The 24,934-nt window shown below is 63.0% G+C and carries 21 protein-coding genes; 11 read left to right on the top strand and 10 right to left on the bottom strand.

Annotation, left to right across the window (positions count from 1 at the left end; all coding sequences use genetic code 11):
* Positions 1 to 54 precede the first annotated feature (54 nt).
* The gene (gene cckA, locus NKI39_RS16855) at positions 55 to 2,628 is read right to left on the bottom strand and encodes a cell cycle histidine kinase CckA (RefSeq protein WP_352742617.1); all 2,574 of its coding nucleotides are present in this window, start codon (positions 2,626 to 2,628) and stop codon (positions 55 to 57) included.
* 203 nt (positions 2,629 to 2,831) lie between these two features.
* Between cckA and NKI39_RS16860 the strand changes: the two genes are divergently transcribed.
* The gene (locus tag NKI39_RS16860) at positions 2,832 to 3,584 is read left to right on the top strand and encodes a hypothetical protein (protein WP_352502494.1); all 753 of its coding nucleotides are present in this window, start codon (positions 2,832 to 2,834) and stop codon (positions 3,582 to 3,584) included.
* 82 nt (positions 3,585 to 3,666) lie between these two features.
* Here NKI39_RS16860 and dksA read toward each other — a convergent pair whose 3' ends face one another.
* The gene (dksA, locus tag NKI39_RS16865; protein ID WP_023674847.1) at positions 3,667 to 4,083 is read right to left on the bottom strand and encodes an RNA polymerase-binding protein DksA; all 417 of its coding nucleotides are present in this window, start codon (positions 4,081 to 4,083) and stop codon (positions 3,667 to 3,669) included.
* 260 nt (positions 4,084 to 4,343) lie between these two features.
* Here dksA and NKI39_RS16870 point away from each other — a divergent pair, with 260 nt between their 5' ends.
* The 4 genes from NKI39_RS16870 (at position 4,344) to NKI39_RS16885 (ending at position 8,121) form a co-directional block, all read left to right on the top strand.
* Complete coding sequence (locus NKI39_RS16870) at positions 4,344 to 4,847, top strand: SixA phosphatase family protein (protein ID WP_352471715.1); 504 nt, start codon at positions 4,344 to 4,346, stop codon at positions 4,845 to 4,847.
* 62 nt (positions 4,848 to 4,909) lie between these two features.
* Positions 4,910 to 6,388 (top strand): YcjX family GTP-binding protein, encoded by a 1,479-nt coding sequence (locus NKI39_RS16875; RefSeq protein ID WP_352833110.1) that lies wholly within the window; start codon positions 4,910 to 4,912, stop codon positions 6,386 to 6,388.
* Positions 6,385 to 7,479, top strand: coding sequence for a YcjF family protein (locus NKI39_RS16880; protein WP_352833113.1), 1,095 nt, complete (start codon positions 6,385 to 6,387; stop codon positions 7,477 to 7,479). The genes NKI39_RS16875 and NKI39_RS16880 overlap by 4 nt, the downstream gene beginning before the upstream one ends.
* A gap of 87 nt (positions 7,480 to 7,566) precedes the next feature.
* On the top strand, positions 7,567 to 8,121 hold the full coding sequence (locus NKI39_RS16885) for a hypothetical protein (RefSeq protein ID WP_023674843.1): 555 nt from the start codon (positions 7,567 to 7,569) through the stop codon (positions 8,119 to 8,121).
* 63 nt (positions 8,122 to 8,184) lie between these two features.
* On the opposite strand, the gene NKI39_RS16890 is transcribed toward NKI39_RS16885, so the two are convergent.
* Positions 8,185 to 8,349 carry a hypothetical protein gene (locus NKI39_RS16890; protein ID WP_352540610.1) on the bottom strand — a complete coding sequence of 55 codons (165 nt, stop codon included), beginning with the start codon at positions 8,347 to 8,349 and terminating at the stop codon, positions 8,185 to 8,187.
* A 134-nt stretch (positions 8,350 to 8,483) separates the two neighbouring features.
* On the opposite strand from NKI39_RS16890, the gene NKI39_RS16895 reads away from it, so the two are divergent.
* On the top strand, positions 8,484 to 10,319 hold the full coding sequence (locus NKI39_RS16895; protein ID WP_352682898.1) for a monovalent cation:proton antiporter-2 (CPA2) family protein: 1,836 nt from the start codon (positions 8,484 to 8,486) through the stop codon (positions 10,317 to 10,319).
* Between the two features lie 20 nt (positions 10,320 to 10,339).
* Entirely contained in the window at positions 10,340 to 10,888 is a 549-nt protein-coding gene (locus tag NKI39_RS16900) for a DUF924 family protein (protein WP_352471797.1), read from the top strand.
* Positions 10,889 to 10,912: 24 nt separating this feature from the next.
* On the opposite strand, the gene folK is transcribed toward NKI39_RS16900, so the two are convergent.
* Genes folK through folP form a run of 3 tightly spaced genes read right to left on the bottom strand, consistent with a single transcriptional unit; the run spans position 10,913 to position 12,629 of the window.
* Complete coding sequence (folK, locus tag NKI39_RS16905; RefSeq protein WP_352833116.1) at positions 10,913 to 11,437, bottom strand: 2-amino-4-hydroxy-6-hydroxymethyldihydropteridine diphosphokinase; 525 nt, start codon at positions 11,435 to 11,437, stop codon at positions 10,913 to 10,915.
* Entirely contained in the window at positions 11,421 to 11,780 is a 360-nt protein-coding gene (gene folB, locus NKI39_RS16910) for a dihydroneopterin aldolase (RefSeq protein WP_352471721.1), read from the bottom strand. Before folB ends, folK begins: the two co-directional genes overlap by 17 nt.
* A 3-nt stretch (positions 11,781 to 11,783) precedes the next feature.
* The gene (folP, locus tag NKI39_RS16915) at positions 11,784 to 12,629 is read right to left on the bottom strand and encodes a dihydropteroate synthase (protein ID WP_352502492.1); all 846 of its coding nucleotides are present in this window, start codon (positions 12,627 to 12,629) and stop codon (positions 11,784 to 11,786) included.
* A 96-nt stretch (positions 12,630 to 12,725) separates the two neighbouring features.
* On the opposite strand from folP, the gene NKI39_RS16920 reads away from it, so the two are divergent.
* Positions 12,726 to 13,343 (top strand): DUF922 domain-containing Zn-dependent protease, encoded by a 618-nt coding sequence (locus NKI39_RS16920; protein ID WP_023674836.1) that lies wholly within the window; start codon positions 12,726 to 12,728, stop codon positions 13,341 to 13,343.
* A 200-nt stretch (positions 13,344 to 13,543) separates the two neighbouring features.
* Positions 13,544 to 15,025, top strand: a complete 1,482-nt coding sequence (locus tag NKI39_RS16925; RefSeq protein WP_352833119.1) for an MDR family MFS transporter — start codon at positions 13,544 to 13,546, stop codon at positions 15,023 to 15,025.
* Positions 15,026 to 15,052: 27 nt separating this feature from the next.
* On the opposite strand, the gene NKI39_RS16930 is transcribed toward NKI39_RS16925, so the two are convergent.
* From NKI39_RS16930 to NKI39_RS16940, 3 genes are all read right to left on the bottom strand, one after another.
* On the bottom strand, positions 15,053 to 16,081 hold the full coding sequence (locus NKI39_RS16930; protein WP_352766685.1) for an NAD(P)/FAD-dependent oxidoreductase: 1,029 nt from the start codon (positions 16,079 to 16,081) through the stop codon (positions 15,053 to 15,055).
* Positions 16,082 to 16,162: 81 nt separating this feature from the next.
* Positions 16,163 to 16,483: a 2Fe-2S iron-sulfur cluster-binding protein gene (locus NKI39_RS16935; protein WP_023674833.1), complete on the bottom strand. Its 321-nt coding sequence runs from the start codon at positions 16,481 to 16,483 to the stop codon at positions 16,163 to 16,165.
* Between the two features lie 97 nt (positions 16,484 to 16,580).
* Positions 16,581 to 16,949 carry an Hpt domain-containing protein gene (locus NKI39_RS16940; RefSeq protein WP_292660938.1) on the bottom strand — a complete coding sequence of 123 codons (369 nt, stop codon included), beginning with the start codon at positions 16,947 to 16,949 and terminating at the stop codon, positions 16,581 to 16,583.
* Positions 16,950 to 17,234: 285 nt separating this feature from the next.
* Here NKI39_RS16940 and NKI39_RS16945 point away from each other — a divergent pair, with 285 nt between their 5' ends.
* Positions 17,235 to 23,621: an apolipoprotein A-IV repeat region-like domain-containing protein gene (locus NKI39_RS16945; protein WP_352833122.1), complete on the top strand. Its 6,387-nt coding sequence runs from the start codon at positions 17,235 to 17,237 to the stop codon at positions 23,619 to 23,621.
* Between the two features lie 131 nt (positions 23,622 to 23,752).
* Positions 23,753 to 24,208 carry a macro domain-containing protein gene (locus NKI39_RS16950; protein WP_352448960.1) on the top strand — a complete coding sequence of 152 codons (456 nt, stop codon included), beginning with the start codon at positions 23,753 to 23,755 and terminating at the stop codon, positions 24,206 to 24,208.
* A 41-nt stretch (positions 24,209 to 24,249) separates the two neighbouring features.
* Here NKI39_RS16950 and NKI39_RS16955 read toward each other — a convergent pair whose 3' ends face one another.
* Positions 24,250 to 24,903 carry an ABC-type transport auxiliary lipoprotein family protein gene (locus NKI39_RS16955; protein ID WP_352742602.1) on the bottom strand — a complete coding sequence of 218 codons (654 nt, stop codon included), beginning with the start codon at positions 24,901 to 24,903 and terminating at the stop codon, positions 24,250 to 24,252.
* Positions 24,904 to 24,934 lie beyond the last annotated feature (31 nt).

Consider the following 24,934-nt stretch of genomic DNA (forward strand, 5'->3'; position numbering starts at 1 on the left):
TCGCCTGTAATCATGGCAGTCTCACGACATTGCGCAAGCGGAGCGTTGGAAGGGTCAGGATTCCAGCATGTCCTTTACGATCGTGGCCAATTGCTTGAGCGAAAACGGCTTCGGCAAGAAGCCGAAATGCGCGTCGGCCGGCAAGTTCTTGGCGAACGCGTCTTCGGCATAGCCGGACACGAAGATAAACTTGATGTCGGGCTGCCGTTTGCGCAATTCGCCAAGCAGCGTCGGACCATCCATTTCCGGCATCACCACGTCCGACACCACGACGTCGACCTTGCCGCCGAGCGCTTCGTAGACTTCAAGCGCCTCGACGCCCGACGACGCCTCGTGGACGGTGTAGCCGCGCGATTTCAGCGCCCGCATGCCGCCCATGCGGACGGCGTCCTCGTCCTCGACCAGCAGCACCGTGGCCGAGCCCGACAGATCCTTGGCTGAGTCGGCGATCTTGGCAGGAGCGGCCGGCACTTCTCCAGCCTCGCCCGCCTTCCTTGCCTCCGCAATGTGCCGCGGCAGGAAGATGCGGAACACGGATCCCTTGCCAACTTCGGAATCGCAGAAGATGAAGCCGCCTGTCTGCTTGATGATGCCATAGACCATGGACAGGCCGAGGCCAGTTCCCTTGCCAACCTCCTTTGTCGTGAAGAAGGGCTCGAAGATCTTTTTCAGCACATCAGGCGCGATACCACTGCCGCTGTCCTCGACCTCGACCAGCACATAGTCGGCCGGAGTAAGTTCGCGGTAGGAAAAGGTCTTGCATTCCCCGGCGCTGACGTTGCGGGTGCGCACCGTGAGGTCGCCGCCGGCCGGCATTGCATCGCGCGCATTGACCACCAGATTGACCACCACTTGCTCGAACTGCCCGATATCGACCCTGACCGGCCACAGGTCGCGGCCATGGTCGATCTTGAGCTTGATATCGTTGCCGACCAGCCGGGCAAGCAGCATTCTGAGATCGGCGAGCACGTCGGTCAGGTTGAGCACCTCCGGCCGCAGCGTCTGCTTGCGCGAGAAGGCCAGCAACTGCCGCACCAGCGAGGCCGCCCGGTTGGCATTCTGCTTGATGTTCATGATGTCCGGGAATGACGGATCGGACGGCCGGTGGTTGGTCAACAGCAGGTCCGAGGCCATGATGATGGCGGTCAGCACATTGTTGAAATCATGCGCGATGCCGCCGGCGAGTTGGCCGACCGCCTGCATCTTCTGGCTCTGCGCCATCTGGCCCTCGAGGGCCTTTTGCTCAGTAGTCTCCACGGCATAGACGATGGCCGATTCCTCGGCGCCCTCGCCACCGGTACCGTCTGCGACCGCGTTGACGTAGAAGCGTATGTGGCGCTCCTCATTGCCGGGCAGCACCGTATCGATCGGCTCGATGTCAGCCTGTTGCTGGCGTGCCTTTTCAAAGGCCGCGGCGAAAGCCGGCCGGTCGCGCTCGTGGATCACCGTATCCAGCCGCACACGCCGATCGACCGCGTCGCGGTCGACGACCGAGGAAAACAGCGACAGGAATGGCGCATTGGTGCGCAGGATGCGGCCGGCATGGTCGACGCCGGCTATCGCCATCGGCGTCGAGTTGAAGAACCGCGTGAAGCGTATTTCCGATGCGCGGAGGTCGGCCGAAGCGTCCTCGCCTTGCGTCCGGTTGAGCACGATGGTGCGAGTCGGGCCGTTGAGCCCCTCTCGGCTGGCCGAGACACGATGCATGAAGCGCACCGGCAGCGCCTCGCCGGTCATCGTCGTCAGATCGAGGTCGATAACGGCATTGCGCGTGGTACCAGCGTCGGCCTTGACCGAACGGACCAGCGCCATGCCGTCCCCGGCGACGATCTCCGGCAGCGTGATGGCGCCGGGAGTGAAGCTGGCCAGGTCGATGCCCAGCCACTCCGCAAGAGTCGCGTTGATATAGGTGACGCGGCCTTCCTGGTCGGCCGAAAAGAAACCGGCCGGCGCATGGTCGAGGTGATCGATCGCCTTTTGGAGGTCGAGAAAGAACCGCTCCTGCTCGGCCCGTTCCCGCGAGATATCGGCAAGCTGCCAGGCAAGCATGGGCAGCCGCTGGCCGGGAACGCTGAAGGCGCGAGCCCGAACGCGGTACCAGCGCGCGCCCGGTTCGGCGCCTGGCCGAATGGACTGCGCGAGCCGAAACTCGCCGTCGCCCGGCTGGCCGTCCCGCAGGCCGGACGCCAGCCGGTATATGGTCACCGAGGCCTCGGGAACGTCTGAAAGCAAACCTTCGACGGTCTTGAGGTCGGCGGCCGACTCGGCACCCGTCATATCGGCATAGGTCCGGTTGGCGTAGATGATACGGCCTTTGGTGTCGGTGACCAGGAGACCTTGCGACATCGAATCGACGAAAGCTTTCGACAGTTCGTCGCTTGTCGAGCGCGGCGTGATGTGCACGAAGCCGATCGCAGTGGCGAATAGAAAGCCGACGCCGATCATCGCCAGCACGCCAAGCATGCCAAGCAGGAATGGATCGCCAAGGCGCTCGCGGAAAAGGCCGAAGACGATCGCTGCCCCAGTCAGGACGACGATGAAGACGATGAGCCGGGTGACCGCTCCCGGTCGCGTGTTCTGGTCGACGATAGGTACCGGATAGAAATCGCCGCGCGCTTCCTTGGCCATGTGCCCCCTGCTCGTGAATTCCGGTGTCGGTTGAATCATATTCTCAGGGTTGGGAAAAGGCCCGGCTGCAGATGTCCGCTAAAAATGACGCCGTTCGGCTCCCGGCGTTTCAAGCTGTTCACGAAGCGTGAAAGGCAACTTGCGGTGGCCTGCCGCAACAGTCTAGTGTCGCTTCTCTTCGAAAGCTGATTTTGGGGGAACCAATGCTGCAATGGCTGGATGGCGTGGCGGGTCCTGGTTATGCCGCAGCAATCCTATGGACGTTTGCAGTACTTGTCCTTCTGCTCATCATTCTTCTTATCATCAGGCTGATCCGCAGCCTGACGTTCGGGACATTCGTCGCCGGCGGCAGGAACCGCAAGACGCGGCTGGCTGTCATGGATGCCACAGCGGTCGACAGTCACCGGCGGCTGGTGCTGGTGCGCCGTGACGATATCGAGCACCTGCTCTTGATCGGTGGTCCGACCGACGTCGTCGTCGAGCGCGACATCAGGCTCTCGGCGTTGCGGCGCCCGGCATTGACCGGAGACAACGGCCACCAGCCGGCAGCAAGGTCTGCTTCGACCACAGCCGCGCCGGTGAGGCAAGCGCCACCGCAGCCGGCAAGCGTAACCGCGACCCCTGTCCGAGCCCGCCAGACGGCGACGATGCCGGCAACAATGCCGGCGCCGGCGCCGAAACCGGCATCGAACGTCACGCCGTTGCCAAGTTATGGATCCGTCAACGCCAGTGCCTCGCGGCATGCGCAGCCGCCGGCAAGACAGGACTCCCCGGCAAGATACGAGCCGCCGGCACAGCACGAGTCGATTGACGATGCGCTGATGAAGGAGCTGGAGGTTTCCCTTGACGAGCCACGCTTCAGCCAAACGCCGAGCAAGCCGGTGGCGAAGGCATCACCCTCTCTCGACGACGAGATGACGAAGCTCCTCGGCGAGTTGTCCAATCAGAAAAGATAGGCCGATAGCGAACGGCCAATGAAAATGGCCGGAAAACCGGCCATTGTGAACGCTTTACCGATGCCGCTGTTTTCCCGGCGACTCAGTCGTCGCGGTAGACCTTCTCGCGCCGCTCATGGCGCTCCTGTGCCTCGATCGACAAGGTGGCGATCGGGCGCGCGTCGAGCCGCTTCAGCGCGATCGGCTCGCCCGTCTCCTCGCAATAACCGTAAGTGCCTTCGTCAAGGCGCTGGAGGGCCGAATCGATCTTGGAGATGAGTTTTCGCTGGCGATCGCGGGCGCGAAGTTCGATGGCGCGGTCGGTTTCTGAGGAGGCGCGATCGGCGAGGTCGGGGTGGTTGGCGTTTTCCTGCTGCAGGATTTCGAGAGTTTCGCGCGCTTCGCGCAAGATGTCGTTCTTCCAGGTGACGAGCTTCATGCGAAAGTAGGATTTCTGCCGCTCGTTCATGAACGGCTCGTCTTCGGAGGGTACGTAATCGGCGGTAACGATGTCGTTCATTCGACTCACCCAACAAACCCCAAATTTGGCGCCTATATATTCGCGGACCGAAAGCTGCACAAGGTCAATCGACGACAGTTTCACGCAATTGTTAGTCTCGGACAAAACGGCATCGGCGATGCCCTTTTTGCGAAGAATACGACCGAATCCGTACATGATTCGCTATGCTTGAGGGGCGCTTGCCATTGCGCACGGAGCTCTTCTGATGGCAAATCCTGCGGCGTGCTGACGGGTTCGGTGCCCGGCACAACGGGGATCCGGTGACCAGACTGTACCTGCTGAGGCATGCGAAGGCCGGCTGGGCGCTGCCTGGCGTGGCTGACTTCGACCGCCCGCTCGATCCATCCGGCTTCGCCGATGCCGAAGCGATGGGCGTCCTGATGCGTTCCCGCAAATACGCACCGGCCCTCACCCTTTGCTCAAGCGCCAAGCGCGCCCGCCAGACGCTGGAAAGCCTGGCTGGCCACACCGACACGGGCCGGGTGCTGTTCTGTGACACCCTCTACAGCGACGATGCCGCCGCGTACCTCACTGCCATCCGGCAGAATGGCGGGCTGGATGCCTTGCTCGTCATCGGCCACAATCCGATGATTGAGGATCTCGCCATGGCGCTCTCGGGCGACGGCGACGAGACCGCGCGGGCCATGCTGAACCACGGCTTCCCGACCTCCGCACTTGCGGTGGTCCGGTTCAACGGCAGACTTGCCGAGGCTGCGCCAGGCACCGGCTATCTCGAAGCCTTCCTGACGCCTGCCGATATCTGAGGCCATTTCAAAGCCGCGCATCAAAGCCTATATCGGATCCTGACCGGCCCGCGAGAACAGATTTGCCATCAGCGCTGACGACTTTTACCGACGAGGCGAAGATTGCCTTGGATACATTGTCAGGCCGCGCTGCCGGGCTTTTCGCTCCGTCACTGCGTCTTGGCGTGACCGGGCTGTCCCGCGCCGGCAAGACGGTGTTCATCTCGTCCCTTGTGCACAATCTCGTCCATGGCGGACGCTTGCCGCTGTTTGAGGCACAAAAATCGGGGCGCATCGCCAGGGCTTTTCTCGAAGAGCAGCCGGACGACGCGGTCCCACGCTTCCAGTACGAGGATCACATCGCAGCTCTTGTCGACGATCGCGTCTGGCCGGATTCGACGCGTGCGATTTCCGAACTGAGGCTCACCATCGAATACGAATCGGCCTCTGGCTGGAGCCGCATGTTTTCCGCCGGCAAATTGTCGGTCGACATCGTCGATTATCCCGGCGAATGGCTGCTCGACCTGCCGCTGCTCGGCAAGTCCTACGCCGATTTTTCGCGTGAGGCCTTCGAGATGGCCGTGTTGGCGGTGCGTGTCGACCTTTCGCGGGAATGGCGGGCGCTCTCCGATCCGGTCGACCCCAACGCCGAGGCCGACGAGATGACGGCGCGCCGTCTCGCTGAGAGCTTCGCGGCCTATCTCAAGGCCTGCAAACTCGACGAGCGGGCGCTTTCGACCTTGCCGCCCGGCCGCTTCCTGATGCCTGGCGATCTTGAAGGCTCGCCCGCTCTCACCTTCGCGCCGCTGCCGAATCTGGGCGGCCGGCGCGCCCGCTCGGGATCGCTGCAGGCTATGATGGAGCGGCGCTACGAGGCTTACAAGACGCATGTCGTCAAACCGTTCTTTCGCGAACACATCACGCGTCTCGACCGCCAGATCGTGCTCATCGACGCATTGCAGGCATTGAATGCCGGCCCCGGTGCGATGGCCGATCTGGAGCGCGCGGTCACCGAAATTCTGTCCTGTTTCCGGCCCGGCCGGGGCAATTTCCTGACCGACCTGTTTTCGAGGCGTATCGACCGTATATTGGTGGCCGCGACCAAGGCCGACCATCTGCACCACGAAAGCCACGACCGGCTGCAGGCGATCGTGCGGCGGCTAGCCGACCGAGCCGTGGCGCGGGCGAATTTCACCGGCGCCGACGTCGACGTCGTCGCTTTGGCTGCCATGCGCGCGACCCGGGAAGGCACGGTCAAGCAGGACCGCGAGACTTTGCCGGTCATTATCGGCACGCCATTGCGCGGCGAAAACATCGATGGCGAAACCTTTGACGGAAAGACCGAAACAGCCATATTTCCCGGTGATTTGCCGGAGAAAGTTGATGCGGTGTTCGACGTTTCCGAATCGACCCGCCGGCAGAACAATGACGACCCCGCGATCCGCTTCGTGCGCTTTCGCCCGCCGAAACTCGAGCGCACCGCCGAGGGCGTGACGCTGTCGCTGCCACATATCAGGCTCGACCGCGCGCTGCAGTTCCTGATCGGAGATCATCTCGCATGAGTGCGCCCCGCAGACCGGCGGCCTTTCGCATAGAGCCGGAGCCCCAGCAGAAGGAAGACTCGACGGCTCACCATGCTCCGTCCGAGACCGCGCCGGCGCGAAAGCCGCGTACCGTGACGGCGGATCTTGCCGTGGTCACACCGGCGGAGACCGACGTCTTCGACGAGCCTGATATCGTCGTTGCCGAACCGCCGCCGGCGATTGCGCCGCGAAAACGTTCGCTGCTTGGCAGCCTGTTCTTCGGCGCGCTGGGCGTTCTGGTTTCGCTCGCCGTCGGCCTCTGGACCGACCAGCTGATTCGCGATCTGTTCGAGCGCGCCGAGTGGCTGGGCTGGCTGGCTGCCGCTATGGCCGCGATCGCCATCCTGGCGCTTCTGATCATCCTCGTGCGCGAATTCATGGCGATTGCCCGCCTTGCCGAGGTCGAAAAGTTGCAGAAGCGGGCGCTCGATGCGATTGCCCGTGACGATCCGAAGGCCGCCCGCGCCGTGGCCGACGAGTTGTCGGTCTTTGTCTCGGCCAAGCCTGAAACCGCGGCCGGCAGGCGCTCGCTGGCCGAATTGCGCGGCGAGATCATTGACGGCGGCAATCTGGTGCGGCTGGCCGAGACCGAGATACTCGGCCCGCTCGATGCCCGCGCCAGGGTGATGATCCTCGAAGCGGCGAAGCGCGTCTCCCTGGTGACCGCGGTCAGCCCCCGCGCGCTGGTCGACGTCGCTTATGTCGTGTTCGAAGCCGGCCGGTTGATTCGCCGGCTGTCGGAGCTTTATGGCGGCCGCCCCGGCACGCTTGGCTTTTTTCGCCTGGCGCGCAGCGTTCTGGCCCATCTCGCGGTCACCGGGTCGATCGCCGTCGGCGACAGTTTCGTCCAGCAGATCGTCGGCCACGGCCTTGCCGCCCGGCTCTCGGCCAAGCTCGGCGAAGGCGTCGTCAACGGCATGATGACTGCGCGCATCGGCATTGCAGCGATGGAAACCGCAAGGCCCCTGCCCTTTTGCGCGGTCAGGCGGCCCGGATTGGGCGATTTCCTCTCCGCGCTGACCTCCTTTGCAGCAAAGAAAGAAAAAGAAACATCCGCTTCCGGAACGTGACTATTGCCTTGGGGTGACAAAGCATTAACCAATCTTGTCCATGGTCGGAAGCGTCCAAACCAGTCTCTTTGTTGCCGGGTGTCGTCGATGAAAAGCGTTATTCTGTCCAGCGGGCTGCCCGTGGCGCTCGCGCTTGTCGCAACCGTCGGCATTGCCGGAAAGACCTCGGCGGCGGAACCGGACAAGCAGTTCTTTCGGTCGGTCGAAGGCAAATGGGTCGGCCCCGGGGAAATCGTTGCCGGCAAATACAAGGGCACGAAATTCACCTGCAGCTTCATCGGCTCGACGCCTGACGGCAAGGTCGGCATGTCGCTCGACGGCGGCTGTCGGGTAGGCATGTTCACCCAGCAGATGTCGGCAACGATCGAACACAAGGGCCGGCAGGGCTACAAGGGCAGCTTTATGGGCGGGGCCGCCGGCTCCGGCCTCGACATTATCGGCGGCAATGTCGTCGATGCGCACAAGGTGGTTTTCACCATCAATCGCAATCAGTTGCGCGGCGTGATGCAGGCGCTTGTCCCCGACGACAATTCGATGACAGTGACCGTTGCCGTGCGCGTCGACCAGCAGCTGGTCCCGGTCATCGGCATGAAGCTGAAGCGGATCGATGCAGTCGAGGTCGGCTCCATAACTCCGAACTGACTTTCAGCGTGAGAAGGGCGGCGGCCAAACGGCGCCGCCCTCTTTTGATTTGCAAATAAATGCTCAGCCTTTGATCGCGGCAATCACCTCGTCATAGGCCTTGCAGGCCTCGGCTGCTGTCGTGCCGCCCTGATACTTGGTTGTCACCGCCTGAAAGGGCCGCGACTTGATCGTCGCTCGCCCTTCACTGGCCGAAGCCGGGTCCTTAGCGCCGGATTGCTGGAACAAGCAACGCGCGGGAGCCCATTATCCTGTTCAGTGCGCCTGCAATATCGCCTTCACAACGCGCCGGATTCGCACTGTTCGATCCGCCCCGAAGCCCCTATCTTGGCCGCTTGTTGCAAGAGAGCGGAACGGCAGGCATGGCGGCAGAGGCATCAAACGGCGATCTGATCCAGGTGGTGGCGCTGCTTGCCGCCGGCGTCGTTGCGGTGCCGATCTTCAGGCGTATCGGACTTGGCTCCATCCTCGGCTATTTGACGGCCGGCGTCGTGATCGGTCCGTTCGGGCTGCGCATTTTTTCCGAATCGGAAGCCATTCTTCATGTCGCCGAACTCGGCGTCGTCATGTTCCTGTTCATTATCGGGCTGGAGATGCAGCCGTCACGGCTATGGGGCATGCGCCGCGAGATCTTCGGGCTTGGCGCGCTGCAGGTCGGCGTCTGCGCGGTCCTGCTGACCGGCGTCGGCCTGGCGGGAGGTTTCCCGATCGCGCAATCCTTCGTCGCCGGCGCCGGTTTCGTACTCACCTCGACGGCAATCGTCATGCAATTGCTGGAAGAACGCGGCGACCTGGCCACGCCCAAGGGCCAGCGCATCGTCTCGGTCCTGCTTTTGGAAGACCTGGCCATCGTGCCGCTGCTGGCGCTGATCGCCTTCCTCGCGCCGGGCGGCGCCGACATGAGCCTGTCGGATCGGTTGACGGAGGTCGGCATCGGCCTTGCCGCGATCGTCGGGCTGGTGCTTGCAGGACGCTATCTGCTCAATCCGTTCTTCCGTATCCTGGCGGATGCGCGCGCCCGTGAGGTGATGACCGCAGCCGCCCTTCTGGTCGTGCTCGGGTCGGCGCTCGCCATGCAGCTTTCCGGCCTGTCGATGGCGATGGGCGCCTTCCTGGCCGGCGTGCTTTTGTCGGAATCGACCTTCCGCCATCAGCTGGAGGCGGACATCGAACCGTTCCGTGGCATTCTGCTCGGACTGTTCTTCCTCGCCGTCGGCATGTCGCTCGACCTGCATGTGGTCGTCGTCAACTGGCAGCTCATTGCCATCTATGTCGTCGCCTACATGATGATGAAGGCGATCGGCATCTATATCGTCGCCCGCATTCTCAAAACCGGCCACCGGGAAGCGCTCGAGCGCGCGGTCTTCATGGCGCAAGGCGGCGAATTCGCCTTCGTCCTCTATTCCGCAGCGGCGGCTGTCGGTATCATCGATAGCCAGGCCAATGCGATGCTGACCGCCATCGTCATCATTTCCATGGTGCTGACGCCCTTAGCGATCATAGCATTGCGGTATCTGACGCCACGCGACGAGCAGTCGCTTGAAGGCGTCGATGTCGCCGAAGGCCTGACCGGCAGCGTGCTGATCATCGGCTTTGGCCGGTTCGGCCAGATCGCCAGCCAGCCGCTTTTGTTGCGCGGGATTGATGTGTCGATCATCGACAATGAGGTCGAGATGATCCAGGCGGCGGCCGATTTCGGCTTCAAGGTCTATTACGGCGACGGCACGCGGCTGGACATTCTGCGTGCCGCGGGAGCCGGGCGCGCACGCGCCGTGCTGATCTGCGTTGACAAGCCCGATGCCGCCGTGCGCATCGCCGAGCTCATCAAGGCGGAGTTTCCATTGCTGACGGTGCTGGCGCGGGCTTTCGACCGCGGCACGGCATTGCAGCTCATTCGTGCCGGCGTCGACTATCAGCTCCGCGAGACGTTCGAATCGGCGCTTGTCTTCGGCGGCTCGACACTGGAAGCTCTCGGCGTCGATCCGGAAGAGGTCGCCGAGGTAGTCGAGGACGTCCGCCGCCGCGATGCTGCCCGTTTCGAACTTCAACAGGCAGAAGGCATCCGCGCCGGGCGGCGCTTCCTCAAAGGCAATATCGGCACCCCCATCCCGACGCCGCTCAGCACGCCACGGCGCGTGGGCCAGGCGCTCAACGAGGAGACCGCCGGCGTGCTGCAGAAATCCGAACCGGCCGATTAAACGTTGGAAAGACGCGAATGATGAACGAACTGGACGACCGCGCTGTCTCCATCACCAGATTCTGGCGCGATGCCGGGGAGGACGCGTGGTTCGAGAAGAACGACGCCTTTGATGCCGACTTCCGCACCCGGTTTCTCGATCTGCACTTTGCCGCCGCCCGCCGCGAATGCGACGGCTGGTCCGAACACGCCGAAGGGTCGCTGGCACTGATGATCCTGCTCGACCAGTTTCCGCGAAACTGCTTTCGCGCCACCGGCCACATGTACGCCACGGACCCGCTGGCGCGGCATTTCGCCGGGAAAGCGATCGCTGCCGGCCATGACCTGGCACTCGACGAAGAGCTCCGCGTTTTTCTCTATCTGCCCTATGAGCATTCGGAGGACCTCGCCGATCAGCTCAAATCGGTAGAGCTTACCGCCGCCAAAGCCCCGATCTATCTGAAATATGCGATCGAGCATCGCGACATCATCCAGCGCTTCGGCCGCTTTCCGCATCGAAACAGGATGCTTGGCCGCGAGACGACACCGGACGAACAAATGTTCCTCGACGGAGGTGGGTTCTCCGGCTGATTTCAGGCACCGATGGCGACAGCATCAGGTTTTCCACCAATCCCGGCCTGACGCCAGCCGTTCAATGCCCGATGTGTCGACGGCGGCCAGCCGCTCCGATACGCTCTTGCCGTCGACCACAAGCTCCGGCGCAATTTCTGCCAGCGGCGCCAGCACGAAGGCGCGCTCCAGCATGCGCGGATGCGGCACCTCCAGTCCGGTCTCGTGGATGATGCGGTCGCCGAACACCAGAATGTCGATATCGATCAGGCGTGGACCCCAGCGCTCCTCGCGCACCCGCTTCAGTTTTCGCTCGGCGTCGAGGCAAAGGTCGAGCAAGGCCCGCGGCGCGAGCGCGGTCGAGATTCCGGCCGCCGCGTTGAGGAAATCCGGCTGATCGAGCTTGCCCCAGGGCGGCGTGCGGTAGAGCGACGAAACGGCAACGACGCGTGTTCTCTCGTTGGCATCCAGAATGCCCAGTGCCGCAGCCATCGACTTCGCCGGATCACCGAGATTGCCGCCAAGGCTGAGATAGACGGTGTTGTTGTTGTTACTATTCTGGCCAGACAACGGTCACCTCGACATGATCGAGCACACCCGGCACCGGGGCGTTCGGCTTGCGCACGGTGATCTCGGCCTTCTTGATCTGCGGAAACCGCGCCGTCAGCGCCCTCGCCACTTCGAGCGCCAGCGCTTCGATCAGAAAGCGCCGTTCGCCGGTAATGATCTTCTCGATGACCGCAAAGGCGATGCCGTAATTGACGGTGTCCTCGATGGAATCCTCGACCAGCGCCCGCCCGGGATCCACCATGAGTGCCGCATCGACATAAAAGCGCTGGCCGAGCGTCTCTTCTTCGTCCAGCACACCGTGCCGGGCAAAGAAGGCGCAGTTCTTCATGCGGATGACATACATGGCTCAGCTTTCCCCGATCTCACGTGCCAGCATAGCATCGGCGATGGCCAGCGCATCCACGTTGATTGCGACATCGTGGACGCGAAAGAGATGCGCGCCTTTGAGCCTCAGGATGACGCTGGTGGCCGCGGTCCCGGCGCCTCTTGCGGCTGCGTCGCGGCCGGTGACGGTGCCGATAAAGCGCTTTCGCGATGTGCCGGCCATCAGTGGAAAACCCAGCGCATGAAGTTCGGAAAACCGTGCCATCAGGTCAAGATTTTCCGCTGCCGTCTCCTTGGCAAAGCCGAAGCCCGGATCGAGCACGATATGATCGTCGGCAACACCGCTCCGCCGCGCGATTTCCAGCGACTTCCTGAGGAAGAAGAGCTGATCGGCAATCACGTCGGGCAGTTTCTGCCGGTCCCGTCCCGTGTGCATGACGACAAGGCCAGCGCCGGTTTCGGCCGCGACGCGGGCAATGCCCGGTTCGCGCTGCAGGCCCCAGACGTCATTGACGATATGCGCGCCGGCTTGGACGGCAAGCCGGGCCGTATCCTCGCGATAGGTATCGACCGAGATCAGCGTTCCGCCGGCCTTCACCAGCGCCTCGATGACGGGCAGTATGCGGGTTTGTTCCTCCTTTGCGGAGACCGCAGACGCCCCGGGACGTGTCGATTCTCCGCCGATGTCGATGACGGAGGCCCCCTCCTCGACCATGCGGCGCGCCTGGGCCACTGCTTTTTCCGGCGCATCGAACAGGCCGCCGTCGGAAAAACTGTCCGGCGTGATGTTGAGGATGCCGACGACCACGGCCTTGCCGCCAAGGTCGACATGGCGTCCGTGCGCCAACTGCCATCGCCCTGTCATCATTGCCCATCAACCATGTTCGATCCCGCGGCGTGGCGGGGGATCAATTCCGTTGCGCCGAGGACGGCGGTAAAGCAAGGTGGGGAAAGAGGCAACACGATGAAACGATCCCTCCTCTGCGCCCTGATGCTCGCTCTGACCGCATTCCCGGCCGGCGCTGCAACGCTCGTCAAGACATATAGTTATTTCCCGATCGGCGGCAGGACGCTCGACGACATCGAGACCCAGCTGTCGAAACTCGGGCCTCAGGTGAAAAGCACCGGGTCGCGGCATCCGGGAGCTACCCAGATGGCGTTCACCACCCGCGTCAGCTATGCGCAAAAGCCGGGCTCGTGCTGGATTGCCGACGCTGTCGTCACCGTCAAGGTCAAGGTCATCCTTCCTGAGTGGCGCCGCCCGCGCAAAGCCGATGCCGGCGTCAGGCTGTTCTGGGATACGTTGTCCGCCGACATCAAGCGCCATGAGGAACGCCACGTCGAGATTGCCAAGAACCACGGCCGCGAACTAGAAGACGCCTTGAAGGCGAGCTACCCGGAAAAGACCTGCGAACTGGCAAAGGCCAAGGCCGCAAAAATCACTGCGGCCATGCTTGCCAAACACGACCAGGACCAGATGCGCTTCGATCGTGTCGAAAGCGCCAATTTCCAAAGCCGCATCCTGCGGCTTTTGCACTATCGCATCGAGCGCATTGAGAACGGCCGGCTCGCTCCCGGCTGAACTCCGCGTCGTCGGACAAAGCCAATTTTGCCGAAACATAGTGCCAGCTTCGGAAAACTTTCGAGCCGCTGTCGAAATCGGCCTATAGCGAACGACATATGCCAGGTTCGCAGGGATCAGCCTCCGGCAACGCCAATCGGCGTACTAGATGCTTCCCAGCCCGTCGCGGACGTGCACGCAGGCATAATGGATGAACGGATATGGACCAGACTGTCGACAAGCAAACGATGGTGGAAACCAGCGCGCCGCTGACCGAAACCGAGAAAAACGCCATCATCGGCGGCGTGCTTTTGTCGATGCTGCTGGCGGCGCTCGACCAGACCATCGTCGCGCCGGCGATGCCGACGATGGCACGTCTGCTCGGGCATGCCGAATATCTGCCATGGATCGTGACCGGCTATCTTCTGACCGCGACCGCCGTGGCGCCGCTCTACGGCAAGATCTCCGATATTTATGGTCGCCGGCCGACCGTCTATGCTGCAATCCTGATCTTTCTCGCCGGCTCGCTGGTCAGCGCCACGGCCCCCAACATGCTGGTCCTGGTTGTCGGCCGGGCGATCCAGGGCGCCGGCGGCGGCGGTCTGTTCGCCCTGACGCAGACCGTGATCGGCGACCTCGTGCCGCCGCGCGAGCGGGCCCGATACGCCGCCTGGATCTCGGGCACATGGGCCGTCGCCAGCATCGCCGGGCCGCTGCTCGGCGGCACCTTCGCCGAACATCTGCATTGGTCGCTGATCTTCTGGATCAACATTCCGCTGGGCCTGCTGGCCATGGCGATCATCAACAACCCGCTCAAGAAGCTGCCGATCGCCGCAAAACATCACCGCATCGACGGCCTCGGCGCGCTGCTTCTGGTCGCGGCCACCTCGCTGCTGCTGCTTGCCTTGAACTGGGGCGGCAGCGAGTATCCGTGGCTGTCGCCTGAAATCCTTGGACTGCTCGCCTGCTCGGCGGTGTTCTGGAGCGCGTTCGCGCTGCGGCTCATGCGCGCGGCCGAACCGCTGATCTCGCTCGAAGTGCTCGGCAATCCGATCGTTCTCGCCGGCACATTGTCGATGTTCCTGCTGCAGGCCGCCAATGTCGGCTTGTCGGTCTATCTGCCGGTCTACCTGCAGTCGGTCGTCGGCCTGTCGGTCAGTCAATCGGGCACCGCATTGCTTGGGCTGATGCTCGGCACGGTGGCCGGTGCGACCTTTAGCGCGCGAATGATTCCGCGCTTTTTTCACTATAAACGCATTGCCATGATCGGAACTGTTTTCTCGATCCTGTGCCTCGGCGTGCTCAGCCTGGTCGCCGGGCATGCCTCACTGTTGCTCGTCGAGGTGTTGACGACCTGCGTAGGCCTGGGCACAGGCACGACCTTTCCGGTTGCCACCGTCTCGGTCCAGAACGCCGTCGATCGTATGCACCTTGGCGTGGCGACCGGCGTTCTCACCTTCCTCCGCTCGCTGGGCAGCGCGCTTGGCGTCGCCATGCTCGGTGCCGTCGCCCTTGGTTACGGGCTGCCGCTGGCCAGCGAAGGCACGCAGCCGGCCGGCCATATCGCCTCGGCCATGCCGTTCGTGATGATCTTTCTTGCCGCGGCCGCGATCTTGCTGTTGTCGCTCATCACGCTCTGGCTGATGCCGGAGAAAACGCTTCGCGGCCATGCCGAGGCTGTGGCTCCAGCCCTGGCGGAGTAGACCGGCCCGACAAAAATATGGCGAGGTTCAGTCGACCACGCCGAGCTTCTTCTGCAGACTGGTTGACGAGGTCGTATACTGAAAAACGATGCGCTCGCCGGGGCTGACGATGCGCTTGGCCGCTTGCGCCATCAAGGCGACCTCGTGGAAGCCCGACAGGATCAGCTTCAGCTTGCCGGGGTACCAGTTGATGTCGCCGACGGCGAAGATGCCGGGCACCGACGTCTGGAATTTTTCGGTGTCGACCGGGATCAGGTTCTCGTGGAGGTTGAGGCCCCATTCGGCGACTGGGCCGAGCTTCATCGTCAGGCCGAAGAACGGCAGCATCCGCGTACACGGCACTTCGATATCGCCCTCCGGCCCCTTGATGGTGGCGGAGGCGAGCCGGCCGTCGGCGCCGGCCAGGCCAGTCACCTGTCCGACCTGGAATTCCAGTTGCTTCATCTCCTGCATGGCATACATCTTGTTGACGCTGTCGGGTGCTGCACGGAATTCGGGCCGCCGGTGCACCAGTGTCACGCTCTTGGCCACCGGCTGCAGGTTCAGCGTCCAGTCGAGCGCCGAATCGCCGCCGCCGACGATGACGAGGTCATGGCCGCGAAAGTCCTCCATCCGGCGCACCGAGTAGAACACGCTCTTGCCTTCATAAGGTTCGATGCCTGGGATCGGCGGCCGCTTCGGCTGGAAAGAGCCGCCGCCGGCGGCGATCACCACAATTTTGGCTTCGAACACCTCGTTTTCGTCGGTGGTGACGCGGAAGCTGCCGTCGTCCAGCCTTTCCAGGCCCGAAACCATGCGGTTATAGGTGAATTCGGGCTTGAACGGCGCGATCTGCTCAAGCAGCTTGTCGACCAGACCTTGTGCCGAGATCGAGGGCCAGCCCGGAATGTCGTAGATCGGCTTTTCCGGGTAGAGTTCGGCACACTGCCCGCCGGGCCGGTCGAGTATGTCGATCAGATGGCACTTCATGTCGAAGAGGCCGAGCTCGAACACCGCAAACAGGCCGACAGGCCCTGCCCCGACAATGAGTACGTCTGTCTTGTTGATAGCCGTCATGAAGCATGCGCCTTTATGGGAAAACGCGCGACACTGCATGACCATTCGCCCGCTGCCAAGCGGCAGCGGCAAAAATCGGCTTCACCCCTGGCGGGCCGGCACGCGCACGACCAGCCCGTCGAGGGCGTCGCGCACCTTGATCTGGCATGACAGCCGCGAGTTCGGCTGGACCTCGTAGGCGAAATCCAGCATGTCCTCTTCCATGGCTTCCGGCTCGCCGACCTCCGCCGTCCAGGCTTCGTCGACATAAACATGGCAGGTCGCGCAGGCGCAGGCGCCGCCGCATTCCGCTTCTATTCCCGGCACCGCATTGCGGATCGCATTTTCCATGACGGTCGAGCCGTTTTCGGCATCCACGTCAAAATGCGTGCCGTCATGGGCGATGAAGGTCAGTTTGGTCATTTGTCACCTGAAGGGAGTCTGAGCCGACATAATCACTCTGCCGGACAAGTCAACTGCGGCGCCAAAGCGCCGCTGTGTGGCGTTTTGGGAATAAGCGCTATCGGCTGATGGCGGCGACGAAGTCGCGCACTTCTTCGATCAGCGAGCCAAGCCGCTTCAGCGTGCTGGCGTCTTCGGGCCGGCATTCGATCGCGCTGGCGCAATCGGCAATGGCGAAGGCGCCGACCCCGCGCGCCGAGCCTTTGAGCCCGTGTGCCAATAGCAGCCGCTGCCTGACATCCGCATCGACGATCTTGTCGCGCACCGACAGCGCCTGCTGCACGAACAGAGCCAGCACCTCCTGCTCGAGGCTCCGATCGCCCATCGTCTGGCGCGCAAGATGCGCCAGGTCGATCGGCCGCGCCCCGGCTGTCCCCGACACGTCGCCGCCGGGCATCGAGAAGGCAATGCCGTTTTCGCCACGTATCACTTTGAGACTCCGTTCTTCGACCGCCGCAAAAACTAGGCGTATCCGGTGGACAACGGGTTAATGATTGGCCCGGAAAAATGTCGCGATAACGGCGCCGGAATCACGGCTGTGTTAACCTTATATTTAAAGTTTTACGTATCGGGCGGAATGCATGTTTTCTTTACCCGGCTGTGTCATTACGATACGACAGGTCCATTTTCAGCCTCCTGCGCGGGACACGCTAGGCAGAATCAATAAGCACAACCATAGGTCCCGCGGCAGCTTGTACAGGGTAGCGAAGGCATGGCGAAGAAACCAACGACGACAAGAACGCTCGACAGCGACGTAGCCAGGGAACTTGAAAAGGCACTTGATATCGATCTGAGCGGCGATGCCGGCGGCGACTTCGACATGGCTGCATCCATGGAAGATCTCGAAGCGCAAATATCGCAAGCCGCCGACGAGCTGGCGCGCGAAGGTCGCAGCCAGAACGAAGCGCCTGCCCCGGACCAGACCCAGAACGCGGCACCTGCCGCCAATCAAGGCCAGATCGCAAATCCCGCGCCAAAGACCAAGCCGGCTGAGTTGCGTCCTGTCGCAACGCGCAATGGCTCCCAGCCGGCAGCTTTCTCGCCGGCCAACGACGATCGTCAAAAAGACTATAAGACGCTCCTGCACACCCTCAATCGGCGCGCCTCGAACACGATCTACTGGGTCGTGGCTCTCGTTTCGCTGGCCTGGATCGCCGGCGCTGGCGGCCTTGCGAACCTGTTGTTCGGACCTGGCATCTGGAACATCCGCACCTTCGATCAGTTTTTCGCCCGTCCCGAGCTGATCGGCCTGGCGGTCGCGGCAATCGTGCCCGTCATCCTGTTCTGGGCATTCGCAGTGATGATTCGCCGCGCTCAGGAGATGCGCCTTGCCGCGCAGTCGATGACCGAGGTGGCCTTCCGTCTGGCCGAGCCGGAAAATCTTGCCCAGGATCGCGTCATGATGATCGGCCAAGCGGTTCGCCGCGAGGTGGCAGCCATGGGCGAAGGCATCGAACGCACGCTTGCGCGTGCCGTCGAGCTCGAAACGCTGGTCCACAGCGAGGTGAACCAGATCGAGCGCTCCTATTCAGAGAACGAGTCCCGCATCCGCTCGCTGGTCGATGGGCTGGGCAGCGAGCGCGAAGCGGTCGTCACCCATGCCGAGCGCGTGCGCGCCTCGATCACCGGCGCCCACGAGACACTGAAAGACGAGATCAACGCCGCCAGCGATATCATTCGCGACAGCATTCTCAACGCCTCGACCAAGCTGTCGATGACGATCAACGAATCCGGCGACACGCTGATCGACAGGATCAACGGAAGCTCGATGTCGATCTTCGATTCGGTGGAAGGCCGGCTCGAATCGATCACCGATCGGCTGTCGACGTCGGGCGAGGCCTTCGCCAGCCTGCTCGACACCCGGATCGCCAAGCTGACGGACACCACCGACGGCCTGACGCGGTCACTGACCGACCTGCTCGACGACCGCACGAGCGGCATGGTGTCGCTGCTCGGCGGTGCCGCTCGCACACTCAATTCGGAATTCGAAGCCAGTCTCAACGGCATCGAACGGACGCTTGCTGAACGTGGCCAGGCGCTGATCAGCGAGTTCCAGACCCGCGCCGAGGCGCTCGACACCGGCACGCAGAAGCTCAACGCCGCGCTGGAGGCTCGCGCACGCCAGATCAACGAGACGCTGGTCGAGCGCGCGCGCGAAATCGCCCACACCTTCCAGGATAGCAAGGAGACGCTGTCGGCGATGATCGATCAGGGCAAGACCCAGATCGGCGCCGACATGGCCGATATCATTTCATCGACCTCGACCATGCTTGAAGCCCGCGCCGGCGATTTCGCCGGGCGCATGGAAGCGGCGCGCCATGTCGTATCGCGTTCGTTCGATACGGACATCGAGCGGCTTGCCGATGCTCGCGCCGGCATCGAGGAAGCCGTCGAGAACCACAGCCGCAAGCTTTCCGAAAGCCGCGACCGGATGGCGGCGGCAATGCAGGCCGATCTGGCGAAGTTCGCCGAAGGTCGCGCCGAAATCGACGCAGCGGTGGCTAACCAGGTGCAGAAGCTAGCCGAAGGCCGCGGCCTGATCTCGCGCGCCCTTGAAGAGGATCTGCGCAAGGTCAATGAATCGCGCGCAGCGATCGACGCTTCGCTGGGCAGCCATCTCGAAAGCCTTGAAGAGGGTCGCAACAGGCTTGCCCAGGCCTTGAACGAAGACTCTGGAAAACTCGTGCAAGCCCGCACGATAATTGATGAAATGGTTGCCGGGCATGTCGGCAAGCTCGCCGAAGGCCGCAGCATCCTTTCGCGCGCGCTCGAGGCCGACCTCGGCAAACTGGCAGAGAGTCGCGCCAGCGTCGACGGCCTCGTCGCCGGTCAGGTCGAAAAGATCGCCGAGGGCCGCGCCATACTCGCCAGTGCGCTGGAAGCCGACATTGCCGGCATCAATGGCCTCATCGAGGCCCATTCGGCGAAATTGGCGCAAGACCGCAGCGGGCTTTCCCAGTCACTCGATAACGACCTGTCCGACATCAGGAGCCTGATCGCCGATCATTCGGGCAGGCTCGCCGATGATCGCAGCCTGCTTTCGAAGACGCTTGAAGACGATCTTGCCAAGCTGGCCGAAAGTCGGTCGAGCATCGACGGGCTGGTTGCCGGCCAGGTCGAGAAGCTGGCCGAAGGCCGCGACATCCTCAAGCGCGCGCTGGAATCGGACCTGAACGCTATCAAGGGCGTCATCGCCGGCCAGTCCGAAAAGCTGGCGGAAGACCGTGGCCAGTTGTCGCGGGCACTGGAGAGCGACCTGCAGGCCGTGCGGGGCGTTGTCTCCGATCACATGAACAAGCTCGCCGAAGACCGTTCGACCCTTTCGAAGGCGCTCGAAGACGATCTCGCTAAGTTGGCCGAAAGCCGCTCGAGCATCGATGTGATGGTTGCCGGCCAGGTCGAAAAGCTGGCAGAGGGCCGCGACATCCTCAAGCGTGCGCTCGAAGCCGATCTGAGCACCGTCAAGGGCGTCATCGCCAGCCAGTCCGAAAAGCTGGCGGAAGACCGTGGTCAGCTGTCGCGGGCACTGGAGACCGATCTCGAGACCGTGCGGGGCGTCGTCTCCGAACATATGAACAAGCTTGCCGAAGACCGTTCGGCCCTGTCGAAAGCGCTCGAGGACGATCTTGCCAGGCTGGCAGAGAGCCGTTCGAGCATCGACGGGCTGGTCGCCGGCCAGGTCGAGAAGCTGGCTGAGGGTCGCGACATCCTCAAGCGCGCCTTGGAAGACGATCTTGCCAAGCTGGCCGAAAGCCGCTCGAGCATCGACGGACTGGTTTCCGGCCAGGTCGAGAAACTGGCCGAAGGCCGCGATATCCTCAAGCGCGCCTTGGAGGCCGATCTCAACACGATCAGGGGCGCCATCGCCGATCAGTCGCAGCTATTGACCGATAATCGCGCGCAGTTTTCGCGTGCGCTGGAAGCCGATCTCGGCAACGTCAACAGCCTTGTCGCAACCCACGCAGAGAAGCTCGTCCAGGACCGCTCGACCCTGTCGAAGGCGCTCGAGGACGATCTCGCCAAGCTGGCCGAAAGCCGCTCGAGCATCGATGGGCTGGTCGCCGGCCAGGTCGAGAAACTGGCGGAAGGCCGCGACATCCTCAGGCGCGCGTTGGAAGCCGACCTGGAGAGGCTTGCAATGAGCCGCAGCGAGGTCGACGAGATTGTCGCCGGTCATGTCGGCAAGCTGAGCGAGGGCCGCGACATGCTGACCCGCGCATTGCAGGACGATCTCTCCAGGCTCGCCGAGACGCGCAAGGATGTCGACCGTTCGCTGTCCGGCCATATCGATCAGATCGCCGCCAGGAGCACCGACATCTCTGATGCGATCGCTGCGGACGTAGAAAAGATCGAGCAGGCGTTCAGCCGGCAGACAGGCATCATTGAAGAGCGCGCCAGCACAATGGAGCGGGCGCTGTCGACGGGTGTCGACAATGTGCGCAGTGTGCTCGAAAGAAGCGCGGTCTTCGTCGCCGGCGCGCTGCGCGAGAAGGTCATGGAAGTTACCAGCGCGCTGCATGAGCAGGCGGGCGCGGCATTCAGCGATGCCGACCGCAAGATCGCCGAGCGCGCCGAGCAGACCTCGGCCGCCCTGCTCGCCAGGGCGGAGGACATCGCCCGCACCTTTGAAGAGGCGGATCGTCGCCTCGCCGCCCGCGCCGAGGATACGTCGAGCGCACTGATTGCCCGCGTCGACGACACGTCGAACAGCTTGCTCGCGCGTGCCCAGGAAACGGCCGATCAGCTGGCAGCCAGAGCAAGTGAGATTGCCGGCACCTTCGACGCGGCGGACCACAGGCTGGTCTCTCGCGCCATCGAAACGGCCCAGTCGCTGGCGGCACGTGCCGGCGACATCCTGCGCAATTTCGAAACAGCCGACGAGCGGCTGGGCGTGCGCATCGGCGAATCCGCCGAAGCGCTCGCGGCACGTGCGTCGGATCTCGGCCGCATTTTCGATGCCGCCGACCAGCAACTTATTTCGCGCATTGCCGAGGGCTCCGAAGCACTTTCGGCCCGTGCGTCCGAGATCGGCCGCATCTTCGAGGAGGCCGATCATCGCCTGGTGTCCCGTATCGCTGACAGCAGCACCGCAATCGGCGAACATGCCGACACCATTGTCGGTGCCTTCACCAGCACCGAGCAGCGGGTTGCCGAACGCGCCAGGCAGACTGGCCAGGAACTCGCAGTCCATGCCCGTGAAATCGAGCAACTGCTTGCCGGTGCCGACGAACGCCTGGCATCGAGTGCTGCCGCCACTGCGGCCCGCGTCGAGGAGCAGGTCGCCAGCGTCGAGAACCGCCTCGCTTACTCCGCCGAGACAATGGGCCAAAAGCTCAACGAACAAGTCTCGGGTGCCGAAGCGCAACTGGTCTCGCGTGCCAACACCATCGCCGAAACCTTCACCGCGGTCGGCCAGCATATCGGTCAGAGCACCAATGACGCTGCAAAGACCATCGGTGCCAATACTCGCGAGCTCAGTACGATGCTTGCGGCCCGTTCGGCAGAAATATCGAAAATCCTGGACGAGACGGCGCGGCCTCTGGTCGAGCGCTTCGCCCAGGGCGGCTCCGAGCTGCAAAAGAGCATGGAAGAGGTCACCGAACGTGCGACCGAGAAGCTGCGCAATCAAAACGCCGCCCTCGTCGACGCCATCGCCAGCCGCACGGCCGAAACCCTGTCGGCCGTCGAAGGCGCGCGCTCGACGCTTGCCGACAGCGTTGCCGACCTCATCGGCCGCATGACCACCTCCAGCTCGCAGCTCGGTCAATTGATCGAGCAGGCGGCGACCAATCTCGGCCAGGTCGACGAACGCCTGACCGGGAGCACGCAAAGCTTCGCGGCGACCACGGAAAAGACCGCGCAGACCTTCGCCAGTTCGGCGCGTCTGGTCGATTCGAACACGACGCGGCTCACCGAGCTGTCGTCGTCGACCTTACGCGAGGTTGCTTCAATCGCCACCAAGTTCGACGAGCACAGCCGGTTGCTTTCCAGTGCCTCGGACCTGTTGAGCTCGGCCCAGAGCAATCTTGAGCACACGCTCGAAAGGCAATCGTCGCTGGAGGACCTCGCCGTCGGCCTTGTCAAGAAGTCGGAAGATCTCGAAAGGGTCATGCGCTCGTTCGAGAATTTGGTCGGCCAGACGCTGCAGAACGCCGAGGGCAAGACGCTGGAATCCGCCGACAAGATCCGTACCGCGATTTCCGAAGTGGTCGATTCGGCAACCAAGCGCTTTGCCGATGCGACCGAGGAGATGCGGCGTACCGCCGGCTCGATCAAGAGCGAGCTCGACCTCACCCGGGCCGAGCTTAAGAAAGGCGTCATCGAGATGCCGGAAGAGGCAAAGGAATCAACCACGGCTATCCGCCGTGCCGTTTCAGAGCAGATCAACGCGCTGAAGGAACTTTCTGAAATCGTTGCGAAATCTGGCCGCAGCGCCGACAGTTCGGAACAGCGCAACCTGCGTCCGGCGCCGCAAGCGCCTGCCGCACGCCCCGCCGAACCGCCACGTCGCCCGGCTCCGGCTCCCGAACAGCGCCGTGCACCGCAGGCGCCTTCGGGCGAGACGGCGCTGCGCGGCACGCTCGACCTCGAACGTCCCGCAGACCAAGCGCCGCGCCAACGCGACCCCAACGGCCGCACGCCGCAGGGCGGTTGGGTGCGCGACCTCCTGACCGGTGCATCGCGCGAAGACGACGCCAAGCCGGCAGCGCCTGCCGAAGCGCCGCGCCCGGCTCCCGCTGCGCGTTCGCCGCTTCATGTCGTGGAATCGCTGAACTCGCTCTCGGTCGATATCGCACGCGCCATCGATCACGACGCCTCGATCGAGTTGTGGAACCGCTACCGGCGCGGCGAGCGCGACGTCTTCACGCGCCGACTTTACACGCTGAAGGGCCAGCAGACGTTCGACGAGATCCGCCGCAAATATCAGTCAGAGGCGGAGTTCCGCGCTGCTGTCGATCGTTACTGCGACGATTTCGAAAAGCTGCTCAAGGACGTGTCGCGCAACGACCGCGACAACATCATGGCGCAGACCTACCTGACGTCGGACACCGGCAAGGTCTACACCATGCTTGCCCATGCCAGCGGCCGTCTGCACTAAGCGGCGGGACAGGAAAACAGAAAGTGCACTCTGCCCTTTCTGCTTAGACCCGATACTGAAAAAGATAGTCCGCAAATCTCCTGATTTGGTCGGATGTTTGCGCCCAGAGCAGAGGCCGGTATCTCGTGGCAATGCAGACAATTCGCGGTGATCTGCTTCAGCTTGCGCTCGACGGAACGTTCGATGTCATTGTGCATGGATGCAACTGCCAGTGCCAGATGGGCAAAGGAATTGCTCTTTCCATAAAGCAGCGTTTTCCCGAAGCATATGCTGCGGATTGCGCGACATTGAAGGGTGACCCAGCCAAGCTGGGAAGCATATCCGTTGCCGAAATCAAGCGAGGCAGCCGCATTTTCCATGTTGTCAACGGCTACACTCAGTTCCATTGGCAGGGCAAAGGCGTGAAAGCCGACTACCAGGCAATTCGAAAAGTCATGCAGGCCGTCAAAGGTAAATTCGCGGGCAAAAGAATCGGCTACCCGAAAATTGGCGCAGGGCTGGCTGGAGGTGATTGGGAAACCATAGCCTCAATCATCAACGATGAACTCGCGGGCGAAGATCATACGCTTGTCGAATACGCTCCGTGAGCTGCTTCGGTCTCCAGCCGCCTCACAGCAGCTAGCCCGGTTCAGATCACGGTGTCCGTCCAGCGGACGATTTGCCCGGCCGCATCGCCGAACGCGGCATCGAGCGCGCCGACATAGGCCTGGTTGCCGTTGCCCGAAACGGGCGCGATGGCGCTAAACGTCTTCGAAGCGCGCACTTCACCGTTGCGGTCATTCAATAGGCGCACGAACAGCTCGACCTCGGCATGTTCGCCGCCATCGACACGCACCTCAAACGAGCGGATCTCAACGATCACCTGATAGTCGATCGCCAGCCCCTCGCCTGGCTTGCCAACGCCGGTGAAGCTGCCCGAGCGCTGGAACGTCTCTGCCAGCCGCGCCTGTACGATCATCGGCAGCCGGTCGGCCCATTGCGCGCCCTTGAGATACTGGATCGATCGCGGCGATGGCTTAATGACGATGTTCTGGCTGTCCAGCGCCTTGAGCGCCGATGGCTGGGCGATGAGGATCTGGCGACGGCTGTGGGCACGCGCTTCCAGCGACGGCGCCGAAAGCTCGAATGTATCCAGCGGCGCCGGCTTGCCGCCCAGCGCCGCGCAGCCGGCGAGCGAAAGCGCCAGCAGTGCCACTCCGGCCTTGAACCCACTCGATCTGACGCTGCCTGAACTGATCGACTTCAAACGCGATCCCCCCCGGATCGTGGAAACAATGCGCATCCGCAAGCTATGTTCTTGCGGTGGGCGCAGG

The sequence above is a fragment of the Mesorhizobium sp. M0664 genome (assembly GCF_040320565.1).
GTDB lineage: Bacteria > Pseudomonadota > Alphaproteobacteria > Rhizobiales > Rhizobiaceae > Mesorhizobium.

What these genes read in the sequence shown, in the direction of transcription:
- NKI39_RS16880 (WP_352833113.1), top strand. Translation starts at nt 6,385, where the DNA reads ATGAGTGCGCCCCGCAGACCGGCGGCCTTTCGCATAGAGCCGGAGCCC.
- NKI39_RS16920 (WP_023674836.1), top strand. Translation starts at nt 12,726, where the DNA reads ATGAAACGATCCCTCCTCTGCGCCCTGATGCTCGCTCTGACCGCATTC.
- NKI39_RS16935 (WP_023674833.1), bottom strand. Translation starts at nt 16,483, where the DNA reads ATGACCAAACTGACCTTCATCGCCCATGACGGCACGCATTTTGACGTG.
- NKI39_RS16950 (WP_352448960.1), top strand. Translation starts at nt 23,753, where the DNA reads ATGCAGACAATTCGCGGTGATCTGCTTCAGCTTGCGCTCGACGGAACG.
- NKI39_RS16945 (WP_352833122.1), top strand. Translation starts at nt 17,235, where the DNA reads ATGGCGAAGAAACCAACGACGACAAGAACGCTCGACAGCGACGTAGCC.
- NKI39_RS16900 (WP_352471797.1), top strand. Translation starts at nt 10,340, where the DNA reads ATGAACGAACTGGACGACCGCGCTGTCTCCATCACCAGATTCTGGCGC.
- NKI39_RS16895 (WP_352682898.1), top strand. Translation starts at nt 8,484, where the DNA reads ATGGCGGCAGAGGCATCAAACGGCGATCTGATCCAGGTGGTGGCGCTG.
- dksA (WP_023674847.1), bottom strand. Translation starts at nt 4,083, where the DNA reads ATGAACGACATCGTTACCGCCGATTACGTACCCTCCGAAGACGAGCCG.
- cckA (WP_352742617.1), bottom strand. Translation starts at nt 2,628, where the DNA reads ATGGCCAAGGAAGCGCGCGGCGATTTCTATCCGGTACCTATCGTCGAC.
- NKI39_RS16925 (WP_352833119.1), top strand. Translation starts at nt 13,544, where the DNA reads ATGGACCAGACTGTCGACAAGCAAACGATGGTGGAAACCAGCGCGCCG.
- folP (WP_352502492.1), bottom strand. Translation starts at nt 12,629, where the DNA reads ATGATGACAGGGCGATGGCAGTTGGCGCACGGACGCCATGTCGACCTT.
- NKI39_RS16885 (WP_023674843.1), top strand. Translation starts at nt 7,567, where the DNA reads ATGAAAAGCGTTATTCTGTCCAGCGGGCTGCCCGTGGCGCTCGCGCTT.
- folB (WP_352471721.1), bottom strand. Translation starts at nt 11,780, where the DNA reads ATGTATGTCATCCGCATGAAGAACTGCGCCTTCTTTGCCCGGCACGGT.
- NKI39_RS16955 (WP_352742602.1), bottom strand. Translation starts at nt 24,903, where the DNA reads ATGCGCATTGTTTCCACGATCCGGGGGGGATCGCGTTTGAAGTCGATC.
- NKI39_RS16860 (WP_352502494.1), top strand. Translation starts at nt 2,832, where the DNA reads ATGCTGCAATGGCTGGATGGCGTGGCGGGTCCTGGTTATGCCGCAGCA.
- NKI39_RS16930 (WP_352766685.1), bottom strand. Translation starts at nt 16,081, where the DNA reads ATGACGGCTATCAACAAGACAGACGTACTCATTGTCGGGGCAGGGCCT.